This window comes from Campylobacter concisus (assembly GCF_902460875.1).
Lineage (GTDB): Bacteria > Campylobacterota > Campylobacteria > Campylobacterales > Campylobacteraceae > Campylobacter_A > Campylobacter_A concisus_AA.
This window is the reverse complement of record NZ_CABPVR010000003.1, coordinates 14641-39709: the sequence shown is the minus strand read 5'-3', so window position 1 is coordinate 39709 and position 25069 is coordinate 14641. Positions and strand designations below refer to the sequence as shown.

General features: G+C 37.0%; 21 protein-coding genes. 6 read left to right on the top strand and 15 right to left on the bottom strand.

Features of this window, described 5'->3' with window-relative positions:
• Window positions 1-42: 42 nt before the first annotated feature.
• Together selB and selA are read right to left on the bottom strand one after the other, a co-directional pair.
• Window positions 43-1863: a selenocysteine-specific translation elongation factor gene (gene selB / locus F3H01_RS01550; protein WP_149724609.1), complete on the bottom strand. Its 1821-nt coding sequence runs from the start codon at window positions 1861-1863 to the stop codon at window positions 43-45.
• Window positions 1860-3185, bottom strand: coding sequence for an L-seryl-tRNA(Sec) selenium transferase (gene selA, locus F3H01_RS01545; protein WP_149724608.1), 1326 nt, complete (start codon window positions 3183-3185; stop codon window positions 1860-1862). The genes selB and selA overlap by 4 nt, the downstream gene beginning before the upstream one ends.
• Before the next feature lie 154 nt (window positions 3186-3339).
• On the opposite strand from selA, the gene F3H01_RS01540 reads away from it, so the two are divergent.
• The 3 genes from F3H01_RS01540 (at window position 3340) to F3H01_RS01530 (ending at window position 6456) form a co-directional block, all read left to right on the top strand.
• On the top strand, window positions 3340-5013 hold the full coding sequence (locus F3H01_RS01540) for a 4Fe-4S binding protein (RefSeq protein WP_149724607.1): 1674 nt from the start codon (window positions 3340-3342) through the stop codon (window positions 5011-5013).
• Complete coding sequence (locus tag F3H01_RS01535; RefSeq protein ID WP_103588851.1) at window positions 5006-5719, top strand: TorD/DmsD family molecular chaperone; 714 nt, start codon at window positions 5006-5008, stop codon at window positions 5717-5719. The genes F3H01_RS01540 and F3H01_RS01535 overlap by 8 nt, the downstream gene beginning before the upstream one ends.
• Before the next feature lie 131 nt (window positions 5720-5850).
• The gene (locus tag F3H01_RS01530; RefSeq protein WP_103588850.1) at window positions 5851-6456 is read left to right on the top strand and encodes a DUF6803 family protein; all 606 of its coding nucleotides are present in this window, start codon (window positions 5851-5853) and stop codon (window positions 6454-6456) included.
• Window positions 6457-6500: 44 nt separating this feature from the next.
• On the opposite strand, the gene F3H01_RS01525 is transcribed toward F3H01_RS01530, so the two are convergent.
• The 6 genes from F3H01_RS01525 to gltX all read right to left on the bottom strand — a co-directional run bounded on the left by F3H01_RS01525 (window position 6501) and on the right by gltX (window position 11303).
• Window positions 6501-7181 (bottom strand): MqnA/MqnD/SBP family protein, encoded by a 681-nt coding sequence (locus F3H01_RS01525; RefSeq protein ID WP_103588849.1) that lies wholly within the window; start codon window positions 7179-7181, stop codon window positions 6501-6503.
• Entirely contained in the window at window positions 7178-7450 is a 273-nt protein-coding gene (locus F3H01_RS01520) for a barstar family protein (protein WP_103588848.1), read from the bottom strand. Before F3H01_RS01520 ends, F3H01_RS01525 begins: the two co-directional genes overlap by 4 nt.
• Complete coding sequence (locus tag F3H01_RS01515; RefSeq protein WP_103588847.1) at window positions 7447-7953, bottom strand: ribonuclease domain-containing protein; 507 nt, start codon at window positions 7951-7953, stop codon at window positions 7447-7449. Before F3H01_RS01515 ends, F3H01_RS01520 begins: the two co-directional genes overlap by 4 nt.
• A gap of 9 nt (window positions 7954-7962) precedes the next feature.
• On the bottom strand, window positions 7963-8589 hold the full coding sequence (gene upp / locus F3H01_RS01510) for a uracil phosphoribosyltransferase (RefSeq protein ID WP_004317747.1): 627 nt from the start codon (window positions 8587-8589) through the stop codon (window positions 7963-7965).
• Between the two features lie 84 nt (window positions 8590-8673).
• Window positions 8674-9927: a malic enzyme-like NAD(P)-binding protein gene (locus F3H01_RS01505; RefSeq protein WP_054196129.1), complete on the bottom strand. Its 1254-nt coding sequence runs from the start codon at window positions 9925-9927 to the stop codon at window positions 8674-8676.
• On the bottom strand, window positions 9924-11303 hold the full coding sequence (gene gltX, locus F3H01_RS01500; protein ID WP_149724606.1) for a glutamate--tRNA ligase: 1380 nt from the start codon (window positions 11301-11303) through the stop codon (window positions 9924-9926). The genes F3H01_RS01505 and gltX overlap by 4 nt, the downstream gene beginning before the upstream one ends.
• Window positions 11304-11373: 70 nt before the next feature.
• On the opposite strand from gltX, the gene F3H01_RS01495 reads away from it, so the two are divergent.
• Window positions 11374-12204, top strand: a complete 831-nt coding sequence (locus F3H01_RS01495; protein ID WP_021091056.1) for a peptidylprolyl isomerase — start codon at window positions 11374-11376, stop codon at window positions 12202-12204.
• A 92-nt stretch (window positions 12205-12296) separates the two neighbouring features.
• Here the strand turns inward: F3H01_RS01495 and F3H01_RS01490 are convergent, their stop codons facing one another.
• On the bottom strand, window positions 12297-14393 hold the full coding sequence (locus F3H01_RS01490) for a TonB-dependent receptor (RefSeq protein ID WP_149724605.1): 2097 nt from the start codon (window positions 14391-14393) through the stop codon (window positions 12297-12299).
• Between the two features lie 288 nt (window positions 14394-14681).
• Window positions 14682-15740 (bottom strand): YedE family putative selenium transporter, encoded by a 1059-nt coding sequence (yedE, locus tag F3H01_RS01485; RefSeq protein ID WP_087579561.1) that lies wholly within the window; start codon window positions 15738-15740, stop codon window positions 14682-14684.
• 135 nt (window positions 15741-15875) lie between these two features.
• Between yedE and F3H01_RS01480 the strand changes: the two genes are divergently transcribed.
• Together F3H01_RS01480 and F3H01_RS01475 are read left to right on the top strand one after the other, a co-directional pair.
• Entirely contained in the window at window positions 15876-17075 is a 1200-nt protein-coding gene (locus tag F3H01_RS01480) for a molybdopterin molybdotransferase MoeA (protein WP_149724604.1), read from the top strand.
• 17 nt (window positions 17076-17092) lie between these two features.
• On the top strand, window positions 17093-18094 hold the full coding sequence (locus F3H01_RS01475; protein WP_149724603.1) for a TerC/Alx family metal homeostasis membrane protein: 1002 nt from the start codon (window positions 17093-17095) through the stop codon (window positions 18092-18094).
• Between the two features lie 117 nt (window positions 18095-18211).
• On the opposite strand, the gene F3H01_RS01470 is transcribed toward F3H01_RS01475, so the two are convergent.
• The 5 genes from F3H01_RS01470 to F3H01_RS01450 form a co-directional block, all read right to left on the bottom strand.
• Window positions 18212-18775 carry a MotE family protein gene (locus tag F3H01_RS01470; protein WP_149724602.1) on the bottom strand — a complete coding sequence of 188 codons (564 nt, stop codon included), beginning with the start codon at window positions 18773-18775 and terminating at the stop codon, window positions 18212-18214.
• Entirely contained in the window at window positions 18775-19197 is a 423-nt protein-coding gene (locus F3H01_RS01465) for a flagellar export protein FliJ (RefSeq protein WP_103579631.1), read from the bottom strand. The genes F3H01_RS01470 and F3H01_RS01465 overlap by 1 nt, the downstream gene beginning before the upstream one ends.
• Entirely contained in the window at window positions 19194-20444 is a 1251-nt protein-coding gene (locus tag F3H01_RS01460; RefSeq protein ID WP_087585191.1) for an adenylosuccinate synthase, read from the bottom strand. The genes F3H01_RS01465 and F3H01_RS01460 overlap by 4 nt, the downstream gene beginning before the upstream one ends.
• Before the next feature lie 2 nt (window positions 20445-20446).
• Entirely contained in the window at window positions 20447-21313 is an 867-nt protein-coding gene (locus F3H01_RS01455) for an ATP phosphoribosyltransferase regulatory subunit (protein WP_149724601.1), read from the bottom strand.
• Window positions 21313-25069 (bottom strand): diguanylate cyclase domain-containing protein (locus tag F3H01_RS01450; protein WP_188116335.1); only part of this gene is annotated, 3757 nt, incomplete at its 5' end. The genes F3H01_RS01455 and F3H01_RS01450, both read right to left, overlap by 1 nt.

The window sequence follows — 25069 nt, the reverse complement described above, 5'->3', positions numbered from 1 at the left end:
TTAAAAATTTGGCGGATTATATTTACTTTTTGTAAATGAATACTAACCACGAAAGACTCTATCATTTCCTTGCTTCATTATGTCACTCTCAAGATCAAGTTGCTCAAGATAAGCGATAATATATTTTCTACTTAAATTTAGCGCATCCTTAGCGTTTGTAACATTTACAAAGCCTTGATTTTTGATGATCTCTCTTAGCTTATCAAGTGCCATTTTTAGCGAATTTCTAGTGATAAAAAGATTATGCTCCAGCCTTACAACTCTGCCCATTGCAGTTAGTTTTTTAAGTGCATTATCACCACTTAGCCTATCTATTTCCAGCTCATCATATATATTATAAGGTGCCGTTGGAGCTAGCTTTCCGCTTTCTAAAATTTCATAAATTTTCTCTTCAAGCCTTACTTTTAGTTTGCTTATATCAACGCCTTTTTTTGTATAGACGCCATCATTTTTAGAGATTAAGTTTATACTTTCAAGCTCATCAAGTGCTTTTTGAGCCAAATTTAAACTAGCCCAAGCAAGTTTTAGGCTGATGCTTTGAGCTGAAAAGACAGCAAATTCATTCTTCTCTATCATAAATTTAACCACAGACTTTATCCGCTCAACTGCACTTAGATCGTAGATATTTAAAGCCTTTTCATCGACAAAGACGTTTGAGACTTTTTTAGCCACATTTACGGCCTCTTCGTGACTTAGTCCAAATCTTTGATAAGAGGAGATGATGCCAAAGCCATTTTTGTGGGCTTCTTTAAGTATAGAAAATGCCCCAATGAAATCATGCTTTAAAAGTGCAGCCAAAAAGAGAATTTTGCCAGCCTTTTTTAGTGGCTCAAGCACAGGATTTAGCACTCTGCCACCGCCTATCACGCGTGCATCTGAGATGAGCACAAAGGCCTCGTCAAATTTCAAAAACATATCGCTTTGAAATTTAAAGGTAACAAAGTAGCTATCATCTTTTTGGCTAAGGATTAGCACCTTTGCAGGGACGTTTTTAGCACCCACGCAAAAAGTTACACTTTGAGAGTGGATGAGATTTTTAGCAGTTACGACCGCATCAACCTCTCTAAATCCCCTAAAAAAGCCCTTTTTGCTAAGTAGCTGACCCTTTTTTAGCTCGCTTAGCTCGATGCCAGTTAGATTAAGCGCTACGCGGCTGCTAACTCCAGCGCTATCAACGAATTTATCGTGGCTTTGCACGCTTCTTACTAGCACCTCTTTGCCAGCGTCGTAGTTAAAAAGCTTATCGTTTTTACTAACGCTTCCCTCTATCACAGTGCCAGTTACGACATTTCCGATACCTTTTAGGCTAAAAACTCTATCGATGTAGTATCTAAAAACGCCCTCCTCATCGCGCTTTTTGGCTCTTAGCGTAAAGAGGTAGTTTCTAAGCTCGTCGATACTTGCCTTATCCTTTATACTAACGGCGAAAATTTCTAAAATTTGCAGGTTTTTAAATTTAGAAATTTCATCTCTTATCTCTTTTTTTCTTAAATTTATGGTGGCATCATCTACTAAATCGCACTTTGTAAGCGCCACGATCACGGATTTTACGCCAAGGAGATTTAAAATTTCAAGGTGCTCCAAGCTTTGAGGCATAAGGCCGTCATTTGCTGCCACCACAAATAAACACGCATCAAAGCCATACGCGCCACTTATCATCGTTTTTATGAGATTTTCATGCCCTGGCACGTCGATAAACGCGATATTTTCATCATTTTTGCTTAAATTTGAAAAGCTTAGATCGATCGTTATGCCACGCTTTTTCTCCTCTTCAAGATTGTCCCCCTCAAAGCCGTTTAGCTCCTTTATAAGCGCGGTTTTTCCGTGGTCGATATGCCCTGCTGTTCCTATTATTAAACTCATTTTTCTTCCGTTTCATTTATTATTTTTATTAGCGTCTCTACGTCATCATCAAGAAGTGATCTAAGATCAAGCATAAATTTATCGTTTTCTATGCGTCCGATCACCCTTTTTTGCCTAAATTTTAGCTCGTTTAAATTTGCGTCGCCACTAAGCGCAAGTGCCACGCTTGGGATCTTTTTATTTGGCATCGCACCACCTCCTACAAAGGTTTGTGTGCGCACTATCTCAAGCGGATTTTTTAAATTTTTATTTATAAAATTTGCTAAGCCTTCAAGCTCTTTTACGCTTTTGTGAAGCAATTTTTGCGTTGTGATTAGCTCAAATTCTTTGTTTAGATAGGCTTTCATGCTCTCAGCCAAAAGCGAGATGATCACCTTATCGACGCGAAGCATCCTTAAAAGCTGATTTTTCCTAAGTTTTGAGATGAGCTCTTTTTTGCCGACAATTATGCCACACTGAACCGCGCCAAGCAGCTTATCGCCGCTAAAGCTAACTAGCGAAACATCTTTTAAATTTTTTAGATCTGGCTCGTTTTTGTCTAAGTTAAAGGGCAAATTTCCGTAAAATCCACTGCCAAGATCAAAATAATCTATCAAATTTTGCCTGCTTGCTAGCCCGCTTAGCTCATTTGCCGTGGTCTCTTCGCTAAAGCCAACGATGTCAAAATTTGAGCGATGAACCTTTACAAGCATCGCCGTATTTTCACTAATTGCCTCTTCGTAGTCTTTTAGCTTAGTTTTGTTTGTCGTGCCAACCTCTTTCAAAAAGCAGCCCGCATTTGCCATAACTTCTGGCACTCTAAAACTACCGCCGATCTCGACTAGTTCGCCTCTGCTAACGACGACTTCCTTGCCCTTTGCAAAGGTGTTTAACACCAAAAATACAGCACTTGCGTTATTATTTACGACGATAGCGTCCTCAAAACCAAATGCTCTTGCGATCATCTCACCGATATAGTCATATCTGTTGCCGCGACTGCCTGTTTTTAGGTTGTATTCAAGGTTTGAGTATCCTGTGATAACAGGTGTTGCCCGCTTTAAAATTTCTTTATCGATAACACTTCTAGCGAGGTTTGTGTGAATGGTCACACCAGTTAAATTTAGCACTCTTTGAAGGCTTGATTCATTAAATTTATGATATTCGTTTAGGATTAAATCTATTATTTCTTGCAACGCAAAATTTGCATTTTCATTTAAAATTTTAGCTCTAACCTCATCTAAAATTTGCCTTGCAAGCATAGTGACTAAACTCGTGTCAAGTCCCGAAAATGCTTCGTTTTTTATGATCTTATCAACTTGTGGAATATTTCTTAAATCGTTCAATTTGCGCTCCTAGTAAGTTAGTTTTACCAAGCCGTGATTTTAACATAAAAAATATTATAAATTAAACCTTAGAGCAAAAAGGAACATATAAAATTCAGAGTCTATTAATCCCATTAATATTAAAATAAGCCTGTTTTTGATAATAGGAGAAATTATGAAAGAATTTGGCTTTTATAACGATTTTGACGATACTTTAATGCTAAATGAACAGATAGAAATAAATAATGAAAAGGAAGAATATTTAGTTTCTAACTCGCCAAAGCTTAAAGCAAACATTACCGCACCTGAGATAAATTTTTATCTAAAAAATACAACTGCAAGCGTCTTAGAAAAAGCTAAAAATACACTTTTGCTTTATGAAGCAAGAGCAACTGCATTTGACATGGCAAAGGATGTTGATTACGAAAAAGAAGTCGGAAAAAACGTCGTAATAGTAAGCAACTCAGGCCGTGAGGAACTAGCAAATTTATTAAAAGAAAATGGCTATAAAGTCATTGAATTAACGCATTTTGAAGTGAAATTTATTTATGGCGCAGCTGGCGAACTTAGTGTTTTGATACTTAGAGCAAATGACGAATTTGAGGTCGATTGCGACTTTTTCTTGGTTGAAAATGCAAGGGATTATATGCTAAAGCAAAGCGGCTGTTACGAAATATCTGGGCTAAAAGACGAAGCTGTGCTTAAAATTTTAAATGAAAAAACTCCAAAATTTAAGTACAGAAGTCTAACTCAATATGACTCTTCAATCTGCCAATACCATGAGCGAAGGAATGAAATTTGTGGACGCTGTGTCGATGTTTGTCCAACTGTAGCCATTTTAAAAGAAGACGAGACAAAGCATCTTGTTTTCTCACAAATCGATTGCGTAAATTGTGGTAACTGCATTAGCGTCTGCCCTAGCGGATCTCTTGACTCTACACTTATGCCACAAAACTCATTTGCTACTATTGCCAAACTTTACAAAGGTAAAATTCCACTAATAATCTCTAATGAAACAAATTTAGACGAGCTAAATATAAGCCTACCTGAAAATGTCTTGCCTTTTTTCATATCAGCACCACATATGTTAAATCAAGCTCATCTTATTACATTGCTTCAAGAAAGTGGTGCGAGTGTGATTTTATTTAGCAAAACTCTTGGTAAAGGCGAAAAAGACGCCATTAGCATCTTAAATCAAATTTATGAGCTTAAATTTAAAGAGACGGCGATCTATCACGCCAAAGATAAAAATGAGCTTGAAGAATCGCTCAAAAAGGCAAAATTTATAGCTGACTCACAACACACAATAAACGAATATGCCTTGCCAAAAAGAGAAATTTTTGCAAAAAGGCTCGAGTTTTTAGTAGGTAGCGAAGATCTTGGCGTGGTAAAAAGCGGCGAGATGATAAGATACGGCGATGTCAAGATAAACACTGATAGCTGTACACTTTGTCTAAGTTGCGTTGGCGCTTGTAACGTAAGCGCGCTAGTGGCTGATAAAAAGACAAATTCGATTTTATTTAATCCAAGCGTCTGCACAGCTTGCGGATACTGCGAACTAAGCTGTGCTGAAAAAGATACCATAAGCCTTGAGGTTGGAAAAATTTCTCTTAAGCCTGAGTTTTTTACCTATAATGAACTGGCACGAGATGAGCTTTTTGCCTGTGTTGAGTGCGGAAAAGAGTTTGCAACTAAAAAAGCGGTAGAAAAGATCGCAACTATAATGCAACCAAGATTTGGCAACGATAGGGTTAAGATAAAAGCACTTTACTGCTGTGCTGACTGTAAGGCCAAACTAATGGTTCAAGCACAAATAAACGCGATGAAAGAGGATTTATTAAATGGATAAAAACATCATAAAAGCAAGATCATATTTTTACGAATTTCTAGCATATCCTATGTTTTTTTACACAAATGATGAGAAATTTGCAAGGTGGAAAGAGCAGCTAAAATACTTAAGCGCAAATCCTTTGAGCGAGGATAGTGATGCTGCATTTAAAAATTTAGATAAATTTAGCTTTGAAGAATTTTCAAAAGAACAAAATGACGTTCTTTTTGGCTTTACAAATATCCCTTTAAGTGCCTCATTTTATGAAGAGGGCAGAGATAACGGCGCAGCTAGGCTTAGGGTTATTGAATGTTTAAAACTAAGCCCATATAGACGTGATAGCGAGCTTTGCAAAGACAGCGAGGACTACGTTGGATTTATATTTTTAGCGATGGCTACATTTTTAAAAGATGAGTTTAATGATGCAAAAAATATTAGCAATAAGCTATTTTCTGAAACTTTAAATTTATTTGTAGATGAGTTTGGCTCGCTACTTTTGGCTCACAAAGAGGCAAATTTCTTTAAATCATATACTATTATTTTAAAAGATTTCATCGACCTTGAACGCTCTATACTAAACGTAGAAGCACCGGCTAAGCCAAAAGGCGATAGTGTCGCTATGGCGGCACTTAAAAAAGAGCCATTTCAAAGCAAGATGCCGACATTTAAAACCAAGCTTCATTGGGAAGAATTTTCTCCAGTCATCTCGCACGAGTTTAAAGACTAGCTTAAATTTACTCTTAGCCTAGCTAGGAGTAAATTTAACATCCACTTAGATCCCGCAACTATTCTCAATATTTTATAACTATCTTAACCCTTCGGTAGTAAATTTCTTTAAATTTTTACAAAGGATTTACAATGGTAATGACACACTACATGGAGCTTTTATCGCTCGATCAACCCTACAATCTAATCCTCTACATGGTGATACCTATGGGGCTTGCGGAGCTTTTAGTGGCGATGGAGTTTTTCACGATGTATCACATGGATAGCGGCAAAAACGCTGGCTTTAAGGCCGTTAGCAAATTTGTTGGCATAGTGCTTGGGGTCTATTTTACAGCTCTTGTGATCTACTTTTTAGCAAAAATTTATCCAACCATAAAATGGCGCGGATATGCCGATGTCATCGCTATCTACTCATATCTCATCGGCGTCATCCCACTTCTTGGCATCGCGCTTTTAGAGCTAAATTTGATCTATAAAAACGCAAGCCAAAAGGCAAAGCTAAAGCTTCACTTTTGCCTGCTCATATTCTTTTTGATCGTCGGACACGTCGCTATGATATTTGGCATGGTTGATCCTACCATAACAGGCTACAAGGCTGAAAATGGCGCGATGGATATGCAGATGAATATGCCAATGAACATGCCAGCAGATATGCCGATGCATGATCACCACAAGATGATGATGGATATGCAACAGATGAGTGATGATAACTCAACTAACATGCATATGCATCACTAAAATTTTTATAGCTTCTTGGTGCCTACTAAGAAGCTATAAAAAATTTAATTCTTTTTTTCTGCTTTTAACAATCTATCTTCTTTAAAAAATTTTCGGAGTGATTTTTGCTCTTTTGGGCCGATCTTGTAGCTTATAAATTTAAGATACCACTTGATATCTTGCTCGCTTATGTCGCGGCTTTTGGCATACTGGGCTAATATATAATTTGGAATTTTTACATTTTTTTGTAAAAATTTTGTGACCAGTTTTTTGTAAAACGAGCCATTTTTTACGTAAGAAAATCTACCAAAAACAAATGGCAAATTTGTCTTTTCGTGCCAAATTTGACCAAGGTCGTAAAAGCACTCTTTGCCCTCGCTTAAGTATGCCTTTAGCGCCCTGTCGCCTATGATCACCTCTCCATTTAGTTTAAGCACCTTGGCTAGGGCGTTTGAGCTAGCTGAGGCAGGATCTGGCTTTGGGGCTGAGTTTTTGCGAACAAGCACGCTTTTTACATCTTTTTTGGCGACTATTCCAAAATTTAGCTTCTTTAAATTTGCCTTTTTGCTTGCTATGCTTGAGATCACCGCAGCGTCGATCTTTCTGGCGTTTAGGGCTCTATTTAGCTTGCTTGGCACACCCTTTTTAAACTCGATAGCCTTTTTTATCTGAGAGCTTAGTGGGGCTGATTTTAAAAATACGTGAAAGGGGAGTAAATTTAGATAATCAATCTTTCCAAATATCATTTTTCATCTTTTACAAGCTCAAATTTAACCATCTCATTTTCGTTGCAAACGTCGCGAAATAGCTGGGTTAAGCTCTCTTTTGTGTCATCATCCAAAGCATTTTCATTTTTTAGCTTTATAAGCGTTGGCTCATTTATCTCACAAAGGCAGTCAAAGAGCGCGTCTAAATTTTTGCCGTAGTACTCTGGCAGGTCAAATTTCTTAGCAAAATACTCATGCATCTTCTCTTTTTCGACCATCTTTTTTGCATCTAAGATCACGCTTTTCATTGCATCCTCTTCTCATAAAGCAGGTAAAAATGCTCGTAGTGATCGGGCGTGTAGTAAATAAGCCCGTCGTTTGAGTATAAAATTCTCTCAGCGCCGCGCCTGCCGCCATTATAATTCACATCGCACTCAAACCACTTTCTGCCATCAGCCTCAGGCAGCCTCTTTTCTCTGTTTGAAAATCTATCTCCGCCAATGCTTTTGCCGCCGCTTATCTGCCATAAATTTCCGTTTTTTGCATCCCAGCCAAGTTCAAGTGCCTCTTTTTTGGTTATGAAATTCTTTGGCAGCTTGTTAAATTTATAGATATAAAGAGCGACCTCATCTTTTGAAGTGTATGAGCCATTTTCTGCAAGGCTCTGGCTTTTTTGTCCCTCTTTGTTTAGTTGCTCAAGTAAAATTTGAGCATTTTTATTTGCTTCACTACCATTATTTGAAAAGAAAAAAGTGCCAACAATAATAGCAATGATAAAGGCGACTAAGGCTGGCAAAAGTCTTTTATTCAAATTTTGCCCTTAAAGCGTGTTAAAAACTCTATCACCAGCATCACCAAGACCTGGAACGATATAGTTTTTCTCATTTAGCTTCTCATCAATCGAAGCTGTATAGACCTCGACGTCTGGGTAAATTTCGCTAAATCTCTTTAGCCCCTCAGGAGCAGCGATGATAGAGATAAATTTGATCTCCTTAACGCCCTTTTCACGTAAGAATTTGACCGCATCTATCGCCGTGCCACCAGTTGCAAACATAGGATCGATGATGATCGCCATGCGTTCTTTTGCGTCTTTTGGAAGCTTCGCGTAGAAAAACTCAGCTTGTGCTGTCTCTTCGTTTCGCTGAAAGCCCAAAAAGCCCACACTCGCATCTGGAATGATAGTAAAAACGCTATCAAGCATACCAAGAGCAGCCCTTAAGATGGGGCATATCATCACTTTTGTAGTAAGCCTCTTTGCATCTGCCACCGCAACTGGAGTTTGGACTTTGACATCTTTTACCTTTAAATTTCTAGTCGCCTCAAAGATCATAAGATAACTGATCTCATCAACTAGCATACGAAACTGAAAAGGTTGGGTGTTTTTATCACGTAAAATAGTTAATTTATGCTCGATCAGTGGGTGCGAGATGAGTTTAACGTTTTGCATTTTTTATCCTTAAATTTACTGTTTTTACAAGGTTTATCTTTACAAAATGCCAAAAAGAGTTTAGCCCAAAATTTGGGCTAAATTTTAAAATCCTTTTGCAAGCTTGGCTTTGTAAGCCTCAACATCAAAATCTTTTACTCTCGCCACGCCATCTTCAACCGCAGCTTTTGCAACTGCTGGAGCGACTGCTGTTAATACGCGCTTGTCAAATGGTTTTGGGATGATATACTCTTTGCCAAATTTTAGCTCGCTAACGCCACTTGCTTTTAAAACTTCAGCTGGTACTGGCTCTTTTGCAAGCTGTGCAAGCGCTCTAGCCGCAGCCATTTTCATATTTTCAGTGATCTTTTTAGCTCTAACGTCAAGCGCACCTCTAAAGATGAATGGAAAGCCTAAAACGTTATTTACTTGGTTAGGATAGTCGCTTCTGCCTGTACCCATCATAACGTCACTTCTTACAGCCTCAACATCCTCTGGATAAATTTCAGGCACTGGGTTTGCCAAAGCAAAGATGATAGGCTCTTTGTTCATTGAAGCAACCATCTCTTTTGTAAGAACACCAGGCTTAGAAAGACCTAAAAACATATCAGCACCCCTCATCGCATCAGCTAGAGTTCTATCCTCAGTTTCAAGCGCGAACTCTACCTTTTCAGGTGTTAGGTCTGTTCTTTTTGAATGAATTACGCCTTTGCTATCTATCATAACGATGTGTTTTGCACCAAGCGCTTTATACATCTTCGCGCACGCAATGCCAGCTGCGCCTGCGCCGCTAACTACGATTTTTATCTTAGATATATCTTTGCCAGAAATTTCCATCGCATTTATCATGCCAGCACTTGTTATCATCGCCGTGCCGTGCTGATCGTCGTGCATTACAGGGATATCAACTGCTTCTTGAAGCTTTCTCTCGATCTCAAAGCACTTTGGAGCACGGATGTCTTCTAAATTTATACCACCAAATGTCGGAGCAAGGGCCTTGCAAATCTCAACGATCTTATCTGGATCATGCTCGTCTAGCTCGATGTCAAAGGCATCTACGTTTGCAAATTTTTTAAATAAAACTGACTTTCCTTCCATAACTGGCTTGCCAGCGATCGCACCGATGTCGCCAAGCCCAAGGACAGCCGTACCATCGGTGATAACGGCTACTAGATTTGCTTTATTTGTATATTTATAAGCTAGTTCATTGTCAGCTTCTATCTCTTTGCAAGGCTCTGCAACACCTGGTGTATAGGCCATTGAAAGGTCTCTTGACGTCTCGCAAGGCGTCTTTACCTTTATCTCGATCTTACCGCCTATGTGGTAGTTTAGTGCTTCTTCTTTAGTTACATGTGTCATTTCTCTTCCTTTAATAAATTTTGTATTCTATTTTTCGTCTCGCTACTGCCCACTACTTCAAGCACTTCAAAGATGCTTGGGCTCACGCTTGAGCCAGTTAGCGCTATTCTTAGAGCCTGAGCTAGGTCTTTTAGCTTTAGGCCATTTTGCTCTAAAAATTTATTAGTTAGCTCCTCATAGCTCTTTGCGTCAAGGTCACGGTCTAAAATTTGAGCAAATTTAGCCAAAATTTCTTTACTATTTTCATTTATAAATTTAGCCCAAGCTTTCTCATCGTAGCTTTTTGGAGCGTTGATTATCGCGTTTGCGCTATTTGCCATTTCGATTAGTGTCTTTGATCTCTCGCGGAGCGAATTTAGAAGTAGCTCACCCTTTACCAAAGCCTTAAAATCCACACCAAACTCAAGCATATCATGCGCTAGCCTCTCATAAGGTAAAGTCTTAATGTAGTGAGAATTTAGCCAGTCAAGCTTTTGAGCGTTGTAAGTGCTTGAGCTTTTGTTGATGTCGTTTGGATTAAAGTATTTAAGCATATCCTCAATAGTAAAAATCTCATCATCGCCGTGGCTCCAGCCAAGACGAACGAGAAAATTTAAGAGTGCTTCAGGCAAGTAGCCCATCTTTTTATACTCCATAACGTCAGTCGCGCCGTGCCTTTTACTAAGCTTTTTGCCATCCTCGCCGTTTATCATAGCGACGTGATAAAATTTTGGCACCTTAAAGCCAAGTGCCTCGTAAAGAACGATCTGCTTTGGGGTATTTGAGAGGTGATCGTCGCCACGGATGACGTCCGTTACACCCATTAGTGCGTCATCTATCACAACCGTGAAGTTATATGTCGGCGTACCGTCGCTTCTAGCGATGATGAAGTCATCTAAGATATCTTCAACCTTAAATTTAACCTCGCCCTTTATGCCATCATGTATGACGATCTCGCCACTAAGTGGGGCCTTGATACGGATGACTGGCTCGATGCCAGCTGGAGGCGTGCCAGTAAAATCTCTATATCTATTATCATATTTTGGACGCTCTTTTCTTGCCTCTTGGCTAGCTCTAAGCTCTTCAAGCTCGTCCTTGCTCATATAGCATTTATATGCTTTGCCTTCTTCAAGTAGTTTTTTAACATACTCTTTGTAAAGATCAAATCTTTTTGATTGATATGTCACTTCGCCGTCGTGATCTAGCTTGCACCAAGCAAACGCTTCTTTTATGGCTTGCGTGGCCTCTTCTGAGTTTCGTTTTAAATCAGTATCTTCGATGCGAAGTAAAAATTTTCCATTATTAGCTCTTGCGTATAAATAATTATAAAGGGCTGTCCTAAGTCCGCCTATATGTAGATATCCAGTAGGCGACGGAGCAAATCTAGTAACTATCATTTTGTGCCTTATTTTTATGTTATAATTGCCCAAAATTATATTTACTAAATACTTAAATAAAGGTTTTATTATGAAAAAATTGCTCTTTTTGGCTGCTGGCATGCTAAGTGCTTTAAATTTATATTCGGCTCAGATGATAAACGGTATCGCAGCTATTGTAGAGAACGAACCAATCACGCTTTATGAAGTTTATAGCTTGAAAGAGCAGTTAAGAGCTAGCGAACAAGATGCTTTAAATTTACTCATAAGGGATAGACTCGAAGATGCTCAGATAAAAAATTTAAACATTAGCGTAACGCCATTTGAGCTAAACGACAGGATCGAATCGATCGCAAAGCAAAATGGCATGACAAATTCGCAGTTTAGAAGCTCTATCCAAGCTCAAGGCATGGACTTTTTGGAGTTTAAAAACAACATAGAAAAAAAGATGCTTCAAGAAAAGCTTTATAAAAGCATCTTGGCTGAAGCTGGCAAAAATGTAAATGAGCAAAAAGCAAAGATGTATTTTGACGCTAATCCTGATAAATTTAAGGTCTTTAGCACCGCTAGAGTCGTAGTTTATAGAGCAAAAGATCCTGAGCTACTTGAGGCTCAAAAGACAAGTCCGAAGCTACTAGACGGCGTGCAAACACAAGAGGTTAGTTTGGACTATCAAAGCATAGATCCAAGGCTTGCTGCGATCATCTCAAGCACAAATAACGGTGACTACACACAGCCTTTGCAAGGGCCTGACAGCTTTGATATGTTTTTAGTAAAAGAGAAGATCGGCTCATACACACCAAGCTTTGCAGACGTTAAGGATAATGTTATAAATGAGCTTTATCAAGGTGAGCAAGAAAAACTTATGGCTGATTATTTTGATAAACTCCGCGCAAAAGCAAAGATTCAAATTTTAAGATAACTTCAAATTTAGCCATCTTTGGTGGCTAATTTTCTCCAAATTTTACATAACAAAAGATTACACCGCCAAAGAGAAGGCGGTGTAAATTTTAGTTAAAAAGTGTAGTGCATATTTAGCATAAACGATCTCTCGTCGCCCGGTCTTGAATCAGAACGCCAGTATTTTTTATTTAGGATATTGTTTATTGCTAATGTTATTTGAGCGTGTTCGTTAAAGTTATATCCAGCACTTGCATCAAATCTAGCAAAACCAGGAAGATGTTCGTCTATGACTCTACCATTACTTATGCGGTAGCTATATCGTTTAGAGTATTCTGTTACGCCACTTTCGACATACCATTTGTCGTTTTTAGCATATCTTAAAAAAACATTGCCCTGCCAGTTGGTTGTATTGTTTAGACTAAGTCTTTCGTTTAATGGATTTGATTTATCACTTGCGATAATAGCTCTCATATATCCAAGAGAACTTCTTAGATATAAATTTTCATAAATTTTACCCAAGATATTTAGCTCTATACCACGACTTCGCTCTTTACCACGTTGCGCCCAAGTATATGGATCATTTATAGGATCTGGTCTATATCTTATATTGTTATGCTCGATCTGAAATATCGCTAAGTTTGAGCTAAATCTATTATCAGCCCATGTGCTTTTTAAGCCGATTTCATATTGCTCATTATTCTGCGGTTTTAGATCAAGCATCGTTGTATCGCCTATACTTATACCTATATTTCCACGGCCACCGTATGGGGCAAAACTCTTTGAGTATGAAGCATATGCAGTATGCTCTGGTAAAAAATCCCATAGCAAGCCAACTCTTGGACTAAAAGAGTGCCCTTTGTAGCTATTTGTCATATTTGTAATATTTCTTGTTTTAAATTTATAAAAGTCAAACCTTCCACCAACAAGTAGCCTATATTTGTCGTCTAAGCTTATTAAATCCTCGAGAAATACTCCATTATTTATGGCTTTATGCTTATTATCAGTATTAAGTGGTATGTAGCCCACACTACCCCAACTTGATCTTGATGCGTATGGATTTATGGTCACATTTTTTGCACTATCAAACCAAAGCCTTGGATGGCGAGTTTCTACGCTGTTGTCATATCCAAAAGTAAGATTATGCTTAAATCTTGTAAATTCAAGCTCTTTTGTAAGTGTTATGGCATTTGAGAGTGTGTCATTATCGGTTTGTTGTTTAGCATAGTTTTGCTTTAGTCTATTTCCGGGCATGATGGTACCACTAAAATAATGGTCAAAATTTTGACTAGCTTTTCTATAACCAAAAACCCATTTTAAATTCATGTCCTTTACTAACTCTGCATTTAGCTCAGTACGAAAGAAATGAAGCTTATCTTCAACAAAGTCTCCATCATGAGAAAAGCCCTTTGTATAGTCGATACCAAGCTTGTCATAGACACTTTTTGTTGGCATTCTATCAGGTACACGCCAAGCATTATCATATGTGTATTGCGCCTCAAAGCTCACCGTTCCACCATCATTTGTCACAATAATACTTGGACTTATCATAAAATTTTTATATTTTATACCATCTCTCCATGATTTTCCACGCTCCATATCAGTCGTTAGCCTTGCAGCTAGTTGATTATTTACTACGTGATTTATATCGATACCACCACCATATCTACTCCAGCTACCAACTCTTCCTGAGAGTTTATAAACAGGCATAAAATTTGCCTTCTTACTAACTAGATTTACAACCGCACCGCCGTCACTTCTTCCATACAAGATCGAAGCTGGTCCTTTTAAAATTTCAACTCTCTCAACATTTGCTGTACTGCGTCTTATCTGGCCAGAGTCTCTAACACTATCTCTATATATGTCACCGCCATCAACACTAAAGCCTCTTATCTTGATGCTCTCGCCTCTCATATCATAGCCTGCATCAATACCAGCATTTCCTTCTAGAATACTTGAAAGATCGTTTGTACCGTAGTTTCTGTTCTTTTGTATATCTATATTTTCGATAGTTTGTGGCGTCTCTTTGTTGCTGAGTCCATTTCTATTGATATCCGCACTATCATACGCGATATAACCTTTTAGGGTATTTTGCTCAGAGATACCTTCCACCTCGATAGTTGGTAAAATAACTGAATAATCACTGTTATTTGTATCTAAAGCCCACAGCGAGCTAAAGATCAGTGATGAAGCAAGTATGCTAAATTTCATAGAATTCCTTTAGATAAAATTAAAATCGATATTCTATATCAAAATAGTTTAAAATATTTACTTTATATTGATGTTTATTAATTTTTGCCAATCCATTGTTAAAATTTTAGTTCGATTTGAAATTATTATTTGCCATCTTAAAAAATGCATTACTATTGCCACTAAAAAATTTTAGATTAAGGCTAGTATTTTAATGATCACACACCCACGTGAGCTTTTTGAACTTTTTGATGAGGTGATAGATATAAGGAGCGAATAAATTTGACTGCAAAGGCAGCCAAATTTATATTATGCTTTTTTAGTAAAAACTCCGACATAAATAGCATAGATAAAGCCGATCGCTACGGCATATGGAGCGTAAGGAGTGATGCCAGCTCCTGAGCTTGCAAGTATGAAGTTATGGCTTATCGCAGCGCCTGCTCCCATGCCTAAAACAAATACAGCTGAGCTTAAATTTCCAGCTCCCATTTGCACTAAATGTTTGCCTGGGCAGCCATAACTTAGGCTAAAGCAAAGACCGGCCAAGCTCATGCCTAAGAAATTCCAAAGAACATCATTATGAGCGATAGGTTGAGCTTCAAAGCCAAATTTATATTGTCCAAGAGCTAAATTTGTGATACTTGCAAAAACGATGATAGATACAATGCCATAAAACATTGAAAGATCACGCTCAAAAACTTTACTAATCGCTCCAACCGAGCAAAATTTGCTTCTTTGCATAAAAATGCCAATAACAATGGCGCAAATAAGTGAGATAAAGATATTTGCGTGCTGTGAACCTGGGCCTTTTTCTGAGCTAAATAATGCACCATTATCGCCAAGCTTTAAACCAAAAACAAGGGCTGCTAAAAGCAAAACAGCAATAATTAATGGTAAAAAGGCAACTGGTTTTGTAGTGGCGTCATTTTCAGGTATGACGTAACCATTTTTCTTAAAAAATCGTCCAACAAAAACGCCAGCAAATAGACCGACAAGACCAGCAATAGCAGTCATATCTCCGCCACCAAGACGCAAAAACGCTCTCCATGGGCAACCCAAAAAGATAAGGCAACCAATCATAGCAAACACACCTAAGAAAAATCTAGAAAATGCTGCACTGCCAGATACTGGAGTGAAATTTCTACTCCAAAGCATGCTTGCTAAAAAGCCTCCAATGATAAGCCCTAAAATTTCAGGCCTTAGATACTGTACCACTTTGGCTTGATGAAAGCCAAAAGCGCCTACGCTATCCCTTAAAAAGCAAGCCGCACAAACGCCCATATTTGCTGGGTTGCCAAAATAAACAAGCACTGGGCCAAGAATGCCTAAGCTTGCACCTGCGATGATGTAAAGCACTGTTTTATTCATGAATATTCCTGTGTATAGGGTAAAATCAAACTGATTTCTTAAACGACATTTTAATAATCATTAAATAAAACAAAGATTAATTTTTTTAAGAGCAAAGTAGATAAAATATGCAAAAATTTCATAAAAGGGTTAATAATGAAAGATTTTATGAGTTACGCAGATAGCCTAAAAATTTTAAAAGATACTATAAACGAGTGGGATAAGATCGAAAAAGTGGCCATTACGGACGCACTTGATAGAAATATCGCCTACGACGTGACAGCCACTGAAAATTACCCAGCAAAGCCAGTTTCAGCGATGGATGGATACGCTTTTGCCTTTAAAGATGGTCTAAGTGAGCTTGAGCTCATCACAGATCTGCCTGCTGGAAGTGACAAAGGACTAGTCATAGCGGGTAGTAAATGTGTAAAAACTTTCACTGGCTCACTAATGAGCGAAGGCACTGATACTCTTGTGCCGGTAGAAAATGTCGAGGTTAACGGCTCAAAAATACTCATCAAAAAGAGTGTGCCAAAGGGCTTTGCTGTGCGCGAAGTGGGGGAAAGTTACAAAAAAGGTGAAATTTTAATAAAAAAAGGCGCTCGTCTAAGCTACGCTGAGATAGCACTTCTTGCTGAGCTTGGTGTCTTTCACGTAAGCGTTTTCATACGCCCAAGAGTGGCGATACTAGCGACTGGTAGTGAGATAAAAGACCTTGGCGAGCCATTAGAAAATCCAGCACAAATTCACAGCTCAAACCACGTAGGGATCGCTATGCAGATACGCAAAATGGGTGCGGAGCCGATCCTTTGCGAGATCGTAAGAGATAAAGCCGAGCTTGTCGAAAAAGCGATCATAAACGCACTAAAATCAGCTGATATATTAGTGACGACTGGTGGCATAAGCATGGGTGATTACGACTTTGTAAAAGGCGCTTTAAATGAAAATTTTAGTCTTATCATCGAAGGTGCTGCCATAAAACCGGGCCGTCATATCAGAGTGGCAAAATCAGGCGACAAATATATCTTTGCACTGCCAGGATTTCCGTACTCGGCAATGGTTATGTGTGTGCTTTACGTGAGGGTCTTAATAAATGCGTGGTTTGGTCAAGAAGAGCCAAAGATCACGGCTATAATGGACGAAGACTATAAAAAACGCTCACCATTTTTAGAATTTACGGCTGTAAATTTAGAAAATCGTGAAGCAAAAAATTTTGTAAATCTAAATGGCAAAAAGCTTGGCAGTTCAGCGATAGTAAATAACTTGACAAACAAGGCTGCACTTTTAATGATTCCGATGGATAAAGAAATTCTTAAAAAAGGCGAGATAGTAGAAGTCTTGATGATGCCTTGCTAAAATTTTAAGGATAAAAGTTGAACGCATTAGAAATTCAAACAATTATAGTTTTTCTTATAATGGCATCACTTGCCTTTGGAATAGATCTTTTTGCTCATAAGCATGATGAGAAAATTTCACTAAAACAAGCTGGCATTTGGTCTATTTTTTGGATAGGAGTTTCGGTGCTTTTTGGCATATATTTATATTTTGAGCGAGGCAGTGAAATAGCAAGTCTTTATTTTGCAGGATATGCGCTAGAAAAGTCACTCTCAGTAGATAATCTTTTTGTGATGATGGCGATTTTTTCATGGTTTAAGATACCTGAAATTTACCGCCACAGAGTGCTTTATTTTGGCGTTATAGGAGCTATGATATTTAGGCTCATCTTTGTAGCCGTAGGTACGATGCTTTTTGCCATCTCTCCTTTGATGGAGCTAATATTTGCGGCAATAGTCGCATATAGTGCCGTAATGATGATAAAAAAAGATAAGTGCGATGAAGATATAAAAGATTATTCAAACCACATAGCTTATAGGGCAGTTTATCGCTTTTTTCCGGTTTTGCCACAGCTTTTTGGACATAGTTTTTTTGTTAAATTTAGCGAAATTTCTAAGCAAATTTCAGATAGTCAAAAAACTGCTCTTAACGATCAGATTTTAAGGCTAAAAGCTACTTGGATAGCAACACCATTATTCTTGTGCCTTTGTGTGATTGAGCTAAGCGATGTGATATTTGCTTTTGATAGCGTTCCAGCTGTCATTGCTGTGAGTAAAGATCCTGTGATTGTTTATTCAGCGATGATATTTGCGATACTTGGGCTAAGAACGCTTTATTTTGTGCTTGAAGCACTCAAAAATTTTTTAAAATATCTAGAAATTTCTGTGATCGTGCTTTTATTTTTTATCGCAGCAAAGCTAGCTGTAAATGCAACCGCTCATATCTTTCATCATGGTTTTGAAATTTCTGCACAAATTAGCCTTTTTATCATTCTAGCCATTCTTGGAGTTGGTGTCCTAGTAAGTTTGGTTAAAAAATAGCTACCACAAAAGTATACAAGCTAAAGTTAGGTGAGCTTAAAATTAAGAATTTATAAGCATAGTGCTTTATGTTTGGTGTCTAATTTTTTAAATTTTGCTTGTTTGTGCAAAAATTTATTACTGTATATTTATGCTACCAGCTGGAGTTGGCATATCGCCTTTTTCATCAGCAAATGGTGGCCCTTTTTGAAGCAAAGTGGTGATCTCGGATGCTACTTTTGGATCCATTTTTGCCATGATGGTTGATATCTTTTTGGCATCAAGAGCATAAAGTATGGTGGCTGCGTTTGATCTAGGCATTTTAGAGAGCACCTCAGCTGCCGCGCCATCTTTCATCTTAGAATACGACTCATTGACTTTATCACTAGTCATTGTGCGAAGTTCTTTTAAAATTTTCTCATTTTTAGCGACCACTTCATCGATCTCTTTGCGTTTTTGCTTGATCACTTTCATTGTCGCATTTAGATCAGCTTCTTTTTTGGCAAGCTTTTTATTATTTTCTTCATAGGCTGCTGCCGAGCTTGCGCGAAATACCTCTAAAGCTTGGCGCTGTTCATCTATGATCTCAAGCTCCTTTGAAATTTCTTCTTTTCTAACTTCAAAAATTTGCGTACAGTCAACTGGTACTTCAAAACAAAATGCAAAATTTAAAACAATGAAAAATAATAAAACCGCTCTCATCAAAACTCGCTCTTAGTTGTAAATTTCATCACTGCAAACTCATCAAGCGCAAGTGCTTCAGCCTTTTGTATGCGTTTTATCTCTTTTTTAAACTCTTCTTTTTCTAGATATTTCATCTTTTCGTACTCTAAATTTGCATTTTTATATTTATGTTCGTAGTGCGAAACCTCTTTTTTAGCTATCTCAAGACTCTCTTTGCAGGCATTTAACTCTTGCCTTGCTATCTTTATAAACTCTAAATTTTCCTTTAGTTCGCCTATATTGCCACTTTTTGGCAAGCAAAACTCCTCAAGCCTTGCTCTTAAATGCACTAAATTTTCTTCAAAATTTCTTACATTAAGCCTGGCGACGGCGAGCTTTGCCTCTACCTTATCCATCTCTTGTTTTTTTACACGGACGATAGAGGTAAATTTGCTTTTCATCTAATGATCGTATCGCTTCTTTCAGGGCTTGTTGAGATGTAGCCGATCTTTACGCCAGTTAGCTCTTCTATTCGCTCGATATAAGCTCTTGCATTTGCTGGCAGATCTTCATATTTGCTTATGCCTTTTACGCTATCCCAGCCTGCAAGTTCTTCATAGATAGGAGTTGCATTTTCAAGATCTGTTGGCATATAATCGATAGTTTCACCATTATATTGATAAGCTTTGCAAATTTTTACCACTTCAAATCCATCAAGTACATCAAGCTTCATAAGCGCATAAGTATCGACACCATCGAGTCTTGAAGCATATTTTACACTCACAGCATCAAACCAGCCACAACGTCTGCGGCGGCCTGTTGTTGTGCCAAATTCCTTGCCGATATCACACATCTTATCGCCACTTGTGCCTTTGTCTTCTGTTGGGAAAGGACCAAAGCCAACACGAGTTGTATATGCCTTTATGACGCCTATTACTTCACCGATTTCTTTTGGATTTAGTCCAAGACCTGTGCAAGCACCTGCACTTATGGTATTTGAGCTAGTTACATATGGATATGTGCCGTGGTCGATATCTAAAAGCGTGCCCTGAGCGCCTTCAAGTAATACCTTTTTATTTTCATCAAGTGCCTTCCACACTAGGTTTGTAGTATTTGCGATAAATGGAGCCAAAACCTCTTTATATCTTTTTAGCTCTTCAAGTAATTCACTCTCATTAGGAATTTTCACACCAAGTGCGTCAAATACACATTTATTTGTCTCAAAATCATGCATTAAAGCATCGCACAAACGCTCTGGCTCAAGTAGTTCGCCTACTCTATGACCGCTTCTACTTATTTTATCAGCATAAGTTGGTCCGATGCCTTTGCCAGTCGTACCGATAGCCTTTTCGCCCTTTAGTCTCTCTTTTGCTTGATCGATTTGACTATGGTAGCTTAGATTTAAATGTGCTTTATCGCTAATATAAAGCCTTCCTTCCAAATTTTCAAACTGAGCCATTTCAGTGATTAATACTTCTGGGCAAACAACAACACCATTGCCAATGATGTTTATAATATTTTTATGCAAAATTCCACTTGGAACAAGGTGAAGCGCGTATCTAACGCCATCAACCCAGATCGTATGGCCGGCATTGTGACCACCTTGTGAGCGACAGATCATGTCATAGTTTAGTCCTAGCATATCAACTATCTTGCCTTTACCCTCATCACCCCATTGAACTCCAACTACTAAATCAGCCTTTCTCATTCTTACTTCCTTAAATTAATTTTTTCTTCTATCAATGCATCTGTATAAACAGCAAAACCACTATTTATTTTTCCGTCTATTTCGTAGCTGCCGCCACTTGCTATTATGCTGTTATTTCTTAAAAATCTAAAAAATAAACTATCGTAATATCTCATTTTCGAGTAATATAGCGGAACTATTCTTAAATTTTTATATTCTAAAGCACTGGCTAAATTTCTCAAATTTTCAAGCGGTTCTTTTAGTTTACTTGGAGAAATTTTAATCACTTCATACAGCTCATCAACTGACTTTAAAAGAGCAAGAGCGCTTAGCCATGGAACATTTTGAGATAAAATTTTCTCCATTTGTCCATTTTCAAAAATTTCAATAGGCACACTTAAAATTTCGCAAATTACTCTTGGAATTTGTATATTGCTCACTTGCAAAAATGTATCCATTTTTAGCTCATTAAGAAGCTTTGCTACGATATTTATACTTTTTAAAACATCATTTTCACCGATTAGCTCGGCTCCGATTTGATAAATTTCTTGACTTGGATAGCGAAAGACTGGCTGGATATAAAACCATCTTTTTGATTCGTTTGCCTTTAGCCTTCTAAGCACGATCCTTACAGTATCTACCGTACTATCAGCTCTTAGGCTTATTTCGTGATTTAGACTATCGCTAAAACGTAAAAGATTTGTAGCATCTACACTTAAATGCTGGTGATATGAGAAAAATGGCGTTACGATCTCGCTAAAGCCTTCATTTTCTAAAATTTCACTAGCTTTTTGCTCAATCTGCCTCTTTAGCTTTGCGCTACTAGCAAAGTATAGCTTGCTTCCATTTGGGATTTCGTGCTCATAAACATTTAAAGCATTTTCATTCATTATTTATTCGCTCCACTCAAATTTAGATCATCATCGCATAACAAAATTGCCTCATTAGCTAAATTTATTACGTTCTCTTTGTCTATTTTTACAAGGATCGTATCTAAAATTTCAGCTAATTTTTCATTTATTGTTCTGATATTATCTACTTGATTTGCTATTTCGATTTTTAATTTTTCGCTTACTTTTTCATCGCATTTAAGCAAATTTATCAAACGAGTCATAAGCTCTTTTGCACCTACTATTTTGCAAAGCATATTGTAGTTCTCATCATCTTGAAAATTTCTTACATTTAGCGGAGATGATAGAGCAAATTTAAATTTGAGCACATCATCCAGGCTAAGCTCTGGCGCAAAAAGCCGTCCTTGAAATCTACTAAAGCCAAATCCAACAAAAATTTCAAGCATGCTTTTATCTTCTAAATTTTTTATCATGACATCAAAATCAAATGTATCTGATACATACTTTATCATGCGTATGGTCTTTAGCGCTTCTACTGAGTCAAAAATTTGTTTGCAAAATCTTTTATCTATATTAAATCTATTTGTTTTTAACATACCTAACGCTTCTACTGAGCCCGAATAAGACGCAAAATCATCAAGCGAAAAGCTAACACCTAGCTCCTTATAAGCATCGATATATCTAACAACATCATCTAAATTTACGCCACTTGCGGAGTCAACGATATCTATGATTAGCCCATTAGCGTCTAGCTGCTCATCTTCTAAAAGCTTTTTAAATTTCTCAAAAAACTCAGAGGTCATTAGCTTTTTAATGCATAAATTTACTCTAACTTTTGCATTTATTCCCTCTTTTAGCCATACAGCCCTAGCTTTTAAAGCATCTTTTAGTGTAAATAGTGCGATAGCAACAACTGCTTTTGAGCCTTTTGCAAGTGGTAAGAAATCTGATGGCCTTAATATCTTATCGCCATTTTTCCATCTAATAAATGCCTCAAAGCTGCTAACTTCCCCGCTTTTTATATCAATCTCGGGCTGATATAGTAAGAACATCTCGCCAGCATCGATAGCTTCAATGATCTTTGAGTCATCTCTATATTCATTTTTAAAATATGTATCTTTTTTCGAATTAAATACATAATATTTATTTTTTCCATTAAGCTTTGCTTGATACATAGCCCAATCGGCTCTTTCAATTAGATCATCAACGCTAAGTGCATCGCTACTTAAGCTAATACCAATACTTACGCTAAGTTTTTTCTCATCATCATCAATAGAAATTTTACTCTTAGCTACCCTTAAGATGTTTTCAGCAGTTTCGTAAATTTCTCCCAAATTTTCATAAGGCATAGCACCTATAAACTCATCTCCGCCTATTCTTGCAAATATTCCTTGTTTTGGGAAAATTTCATCTATTTTTTTTGAAATTTCTATTAGGTTTTTATCACCTACTTGATGTCCGTATCCGTCATTTATCGATTTAAAATTATCAAAATCAACATAAAATGCTGCTACTTTTAAGCTTTTTTTCGCTTGTTTTAGTAGATTTTCTAGCTTATTAAAAAGTAAAAATCTATTTGGCAGCCCAGTTAGCGTATCGTGATATGCGATAAATTCGAGGTACTCTTTATTGTAGCAATCATCATTTGCGCTTGAAGCTAACAAAATATATCCCTCTTGATCGCCAAACGCGTTTAAAAGCTTGCTTATACTTATGACTTCGAGTCTATTTTTGCTTCGAACATCATGAATAAGACCTTGCCAAAAGCCAGTTATTTTAAGTGAATTTAAAATTTCATCTTTAATATCTTTTAGTCCGTTTTTAAAATTTATTATATCTTTTGAGTAAATTTTCTCTATAAAATTTTTATCTCTAGAAATGTCAAGCGTATCGAAAAAAGCGTCATTAGCATCTATGATCCTAAGCTCATCATCAAGCATAATAATTTGCTCTTTTGCGTATGAGAAAATTTTTGCTAAAAGGTCTTGATAAGAAAAAAAGCTATTTTGCACACTAAGATCTTGCATTGTGCCCTTTATAACGCTTGCTTCACCATCATAAAAAGCTATTGCTTTTGCTCTAATCCTTACATAAATAATCTCTTTATCAGCCCTATAAAAACGCACTTCGCCATCATATACTTCACCTTTTTTTATAAGGTCAAAAAAGTCCTTAAAGCTTACAAATTCATCTACAAATATAGTTTTTGCGCGTTCAAAATTTATACTCATATCCCCATTTAATGCATATCCGAGCGACTTGGCGATAGCATTTGGGATATAAAGGGTGTCGCTTTTTTTATCCCATGAAAAGACAAGCGCTTGGCTTGCCCAAAGTATGCTTTGAAAATATTTTAATTCAGTATCGTATTTTTCTTGTAACTTTGCTATATCGCTTAAGTCATTAAAAAAGTAGATGATCTTTCGCTCTTTATCAGCACCATTATCTATAAATTTTACTTTTATCTTAAATGGCGTTTTGTTATTTTCGTTTGTTTGCATATTGGCTACGAGATTTATTTCGCTATTTTTGCTACCTTTTTCAAAGAATTTTTTAGATTCATTAGAAACATTTACAGCAAACTCATCTAAACTTTCAGGGCTTATTAGATCTTTTAAATTTATAAGCTTCTTATCTTGTGGGACTTTAAAGACACTATCGATATTTTGCGTACTTCTTACGATAGAAAATGGATCGCTGCTTAATGCTTCTGCTATTACATTTGGCGATAAAAACGAATAATCATTTATTGCTTCGTTATCCTTTTTCGTAAATTTTCCATCGTCAAGCTCGTGTATAAGCATAAAATTTAGCCTAGAATCTCTTAGCTCGATCTGCGACTCTTGTAAAAATCCCTCTTTAGTGCCGCCATCTTTTGTTTTTAGCTCGATTTTAAAGCTCATATCGCTATTTTGAGCGTCTTGTTTCATTTGCATAAACAATGCAAAATCGCCATCTATTAAATCATTTAAATTTAGCTCTATAATCTCATCTTTTGTGTAGCCAACGGAAGATAAAAATGCATTACTAGCATCAATAATATCGCCGCTATAAGCATCATAAACTACTATTTTCAAAAAGCTTTGCTCAAAAATATAGCCAAATCTACTTTTGTATTCTTCTAGCCCATCAGTTGCTTTTTTGGTTTCTATCTTTAGCTTGTTTATTCCATTTTTTATATCTTCAAATTCTGTTACATTAAAGCTTCGTCTTATCTCGTATTCATCGCCATCTAAAGTATCTCTTACCTCTTTTAAAGCTGGCATTATTCTATTTTTTATAAATTTTACATCTCTAACCCACAAAATTAAAGAAGATATAAAACAAAAGATCGATAGCCAAAATAACACAAACTGCATAAAGATATGAAAATGCTTCGTTGAAGCTGTAATAACAAAAATTTTATACTCTGGCATATAGCTTATAAGATAAAAGTCCATATGGCTTAAAGAAAATATTATTTTATCCTCTTTAAACTCGTCGCCAAGACTCACATAAGTCAAAAACATCGATTCATCAAATTTTTTATAAAACTCATCTCTTGATAAATTTCCATATTTATCTACCAAATAAGCATAAGTTTTGGTTTTCTCATCGTAATCTACATTAGTGTAGTTTTGAAAAAATTTTATATCAATTTGAACTAAAATGCTGCCTCCATTTTTTAGTCCATAAGATGCATAAATATCTCTAAAACGATTGTTTTTATAAACTCGATCTGATACTGTAAATTTCCCGGCATCTGTCTCATTTAAACTAAGCTGAGATAGATCCTTTTCGGCTATGTCATCAGCA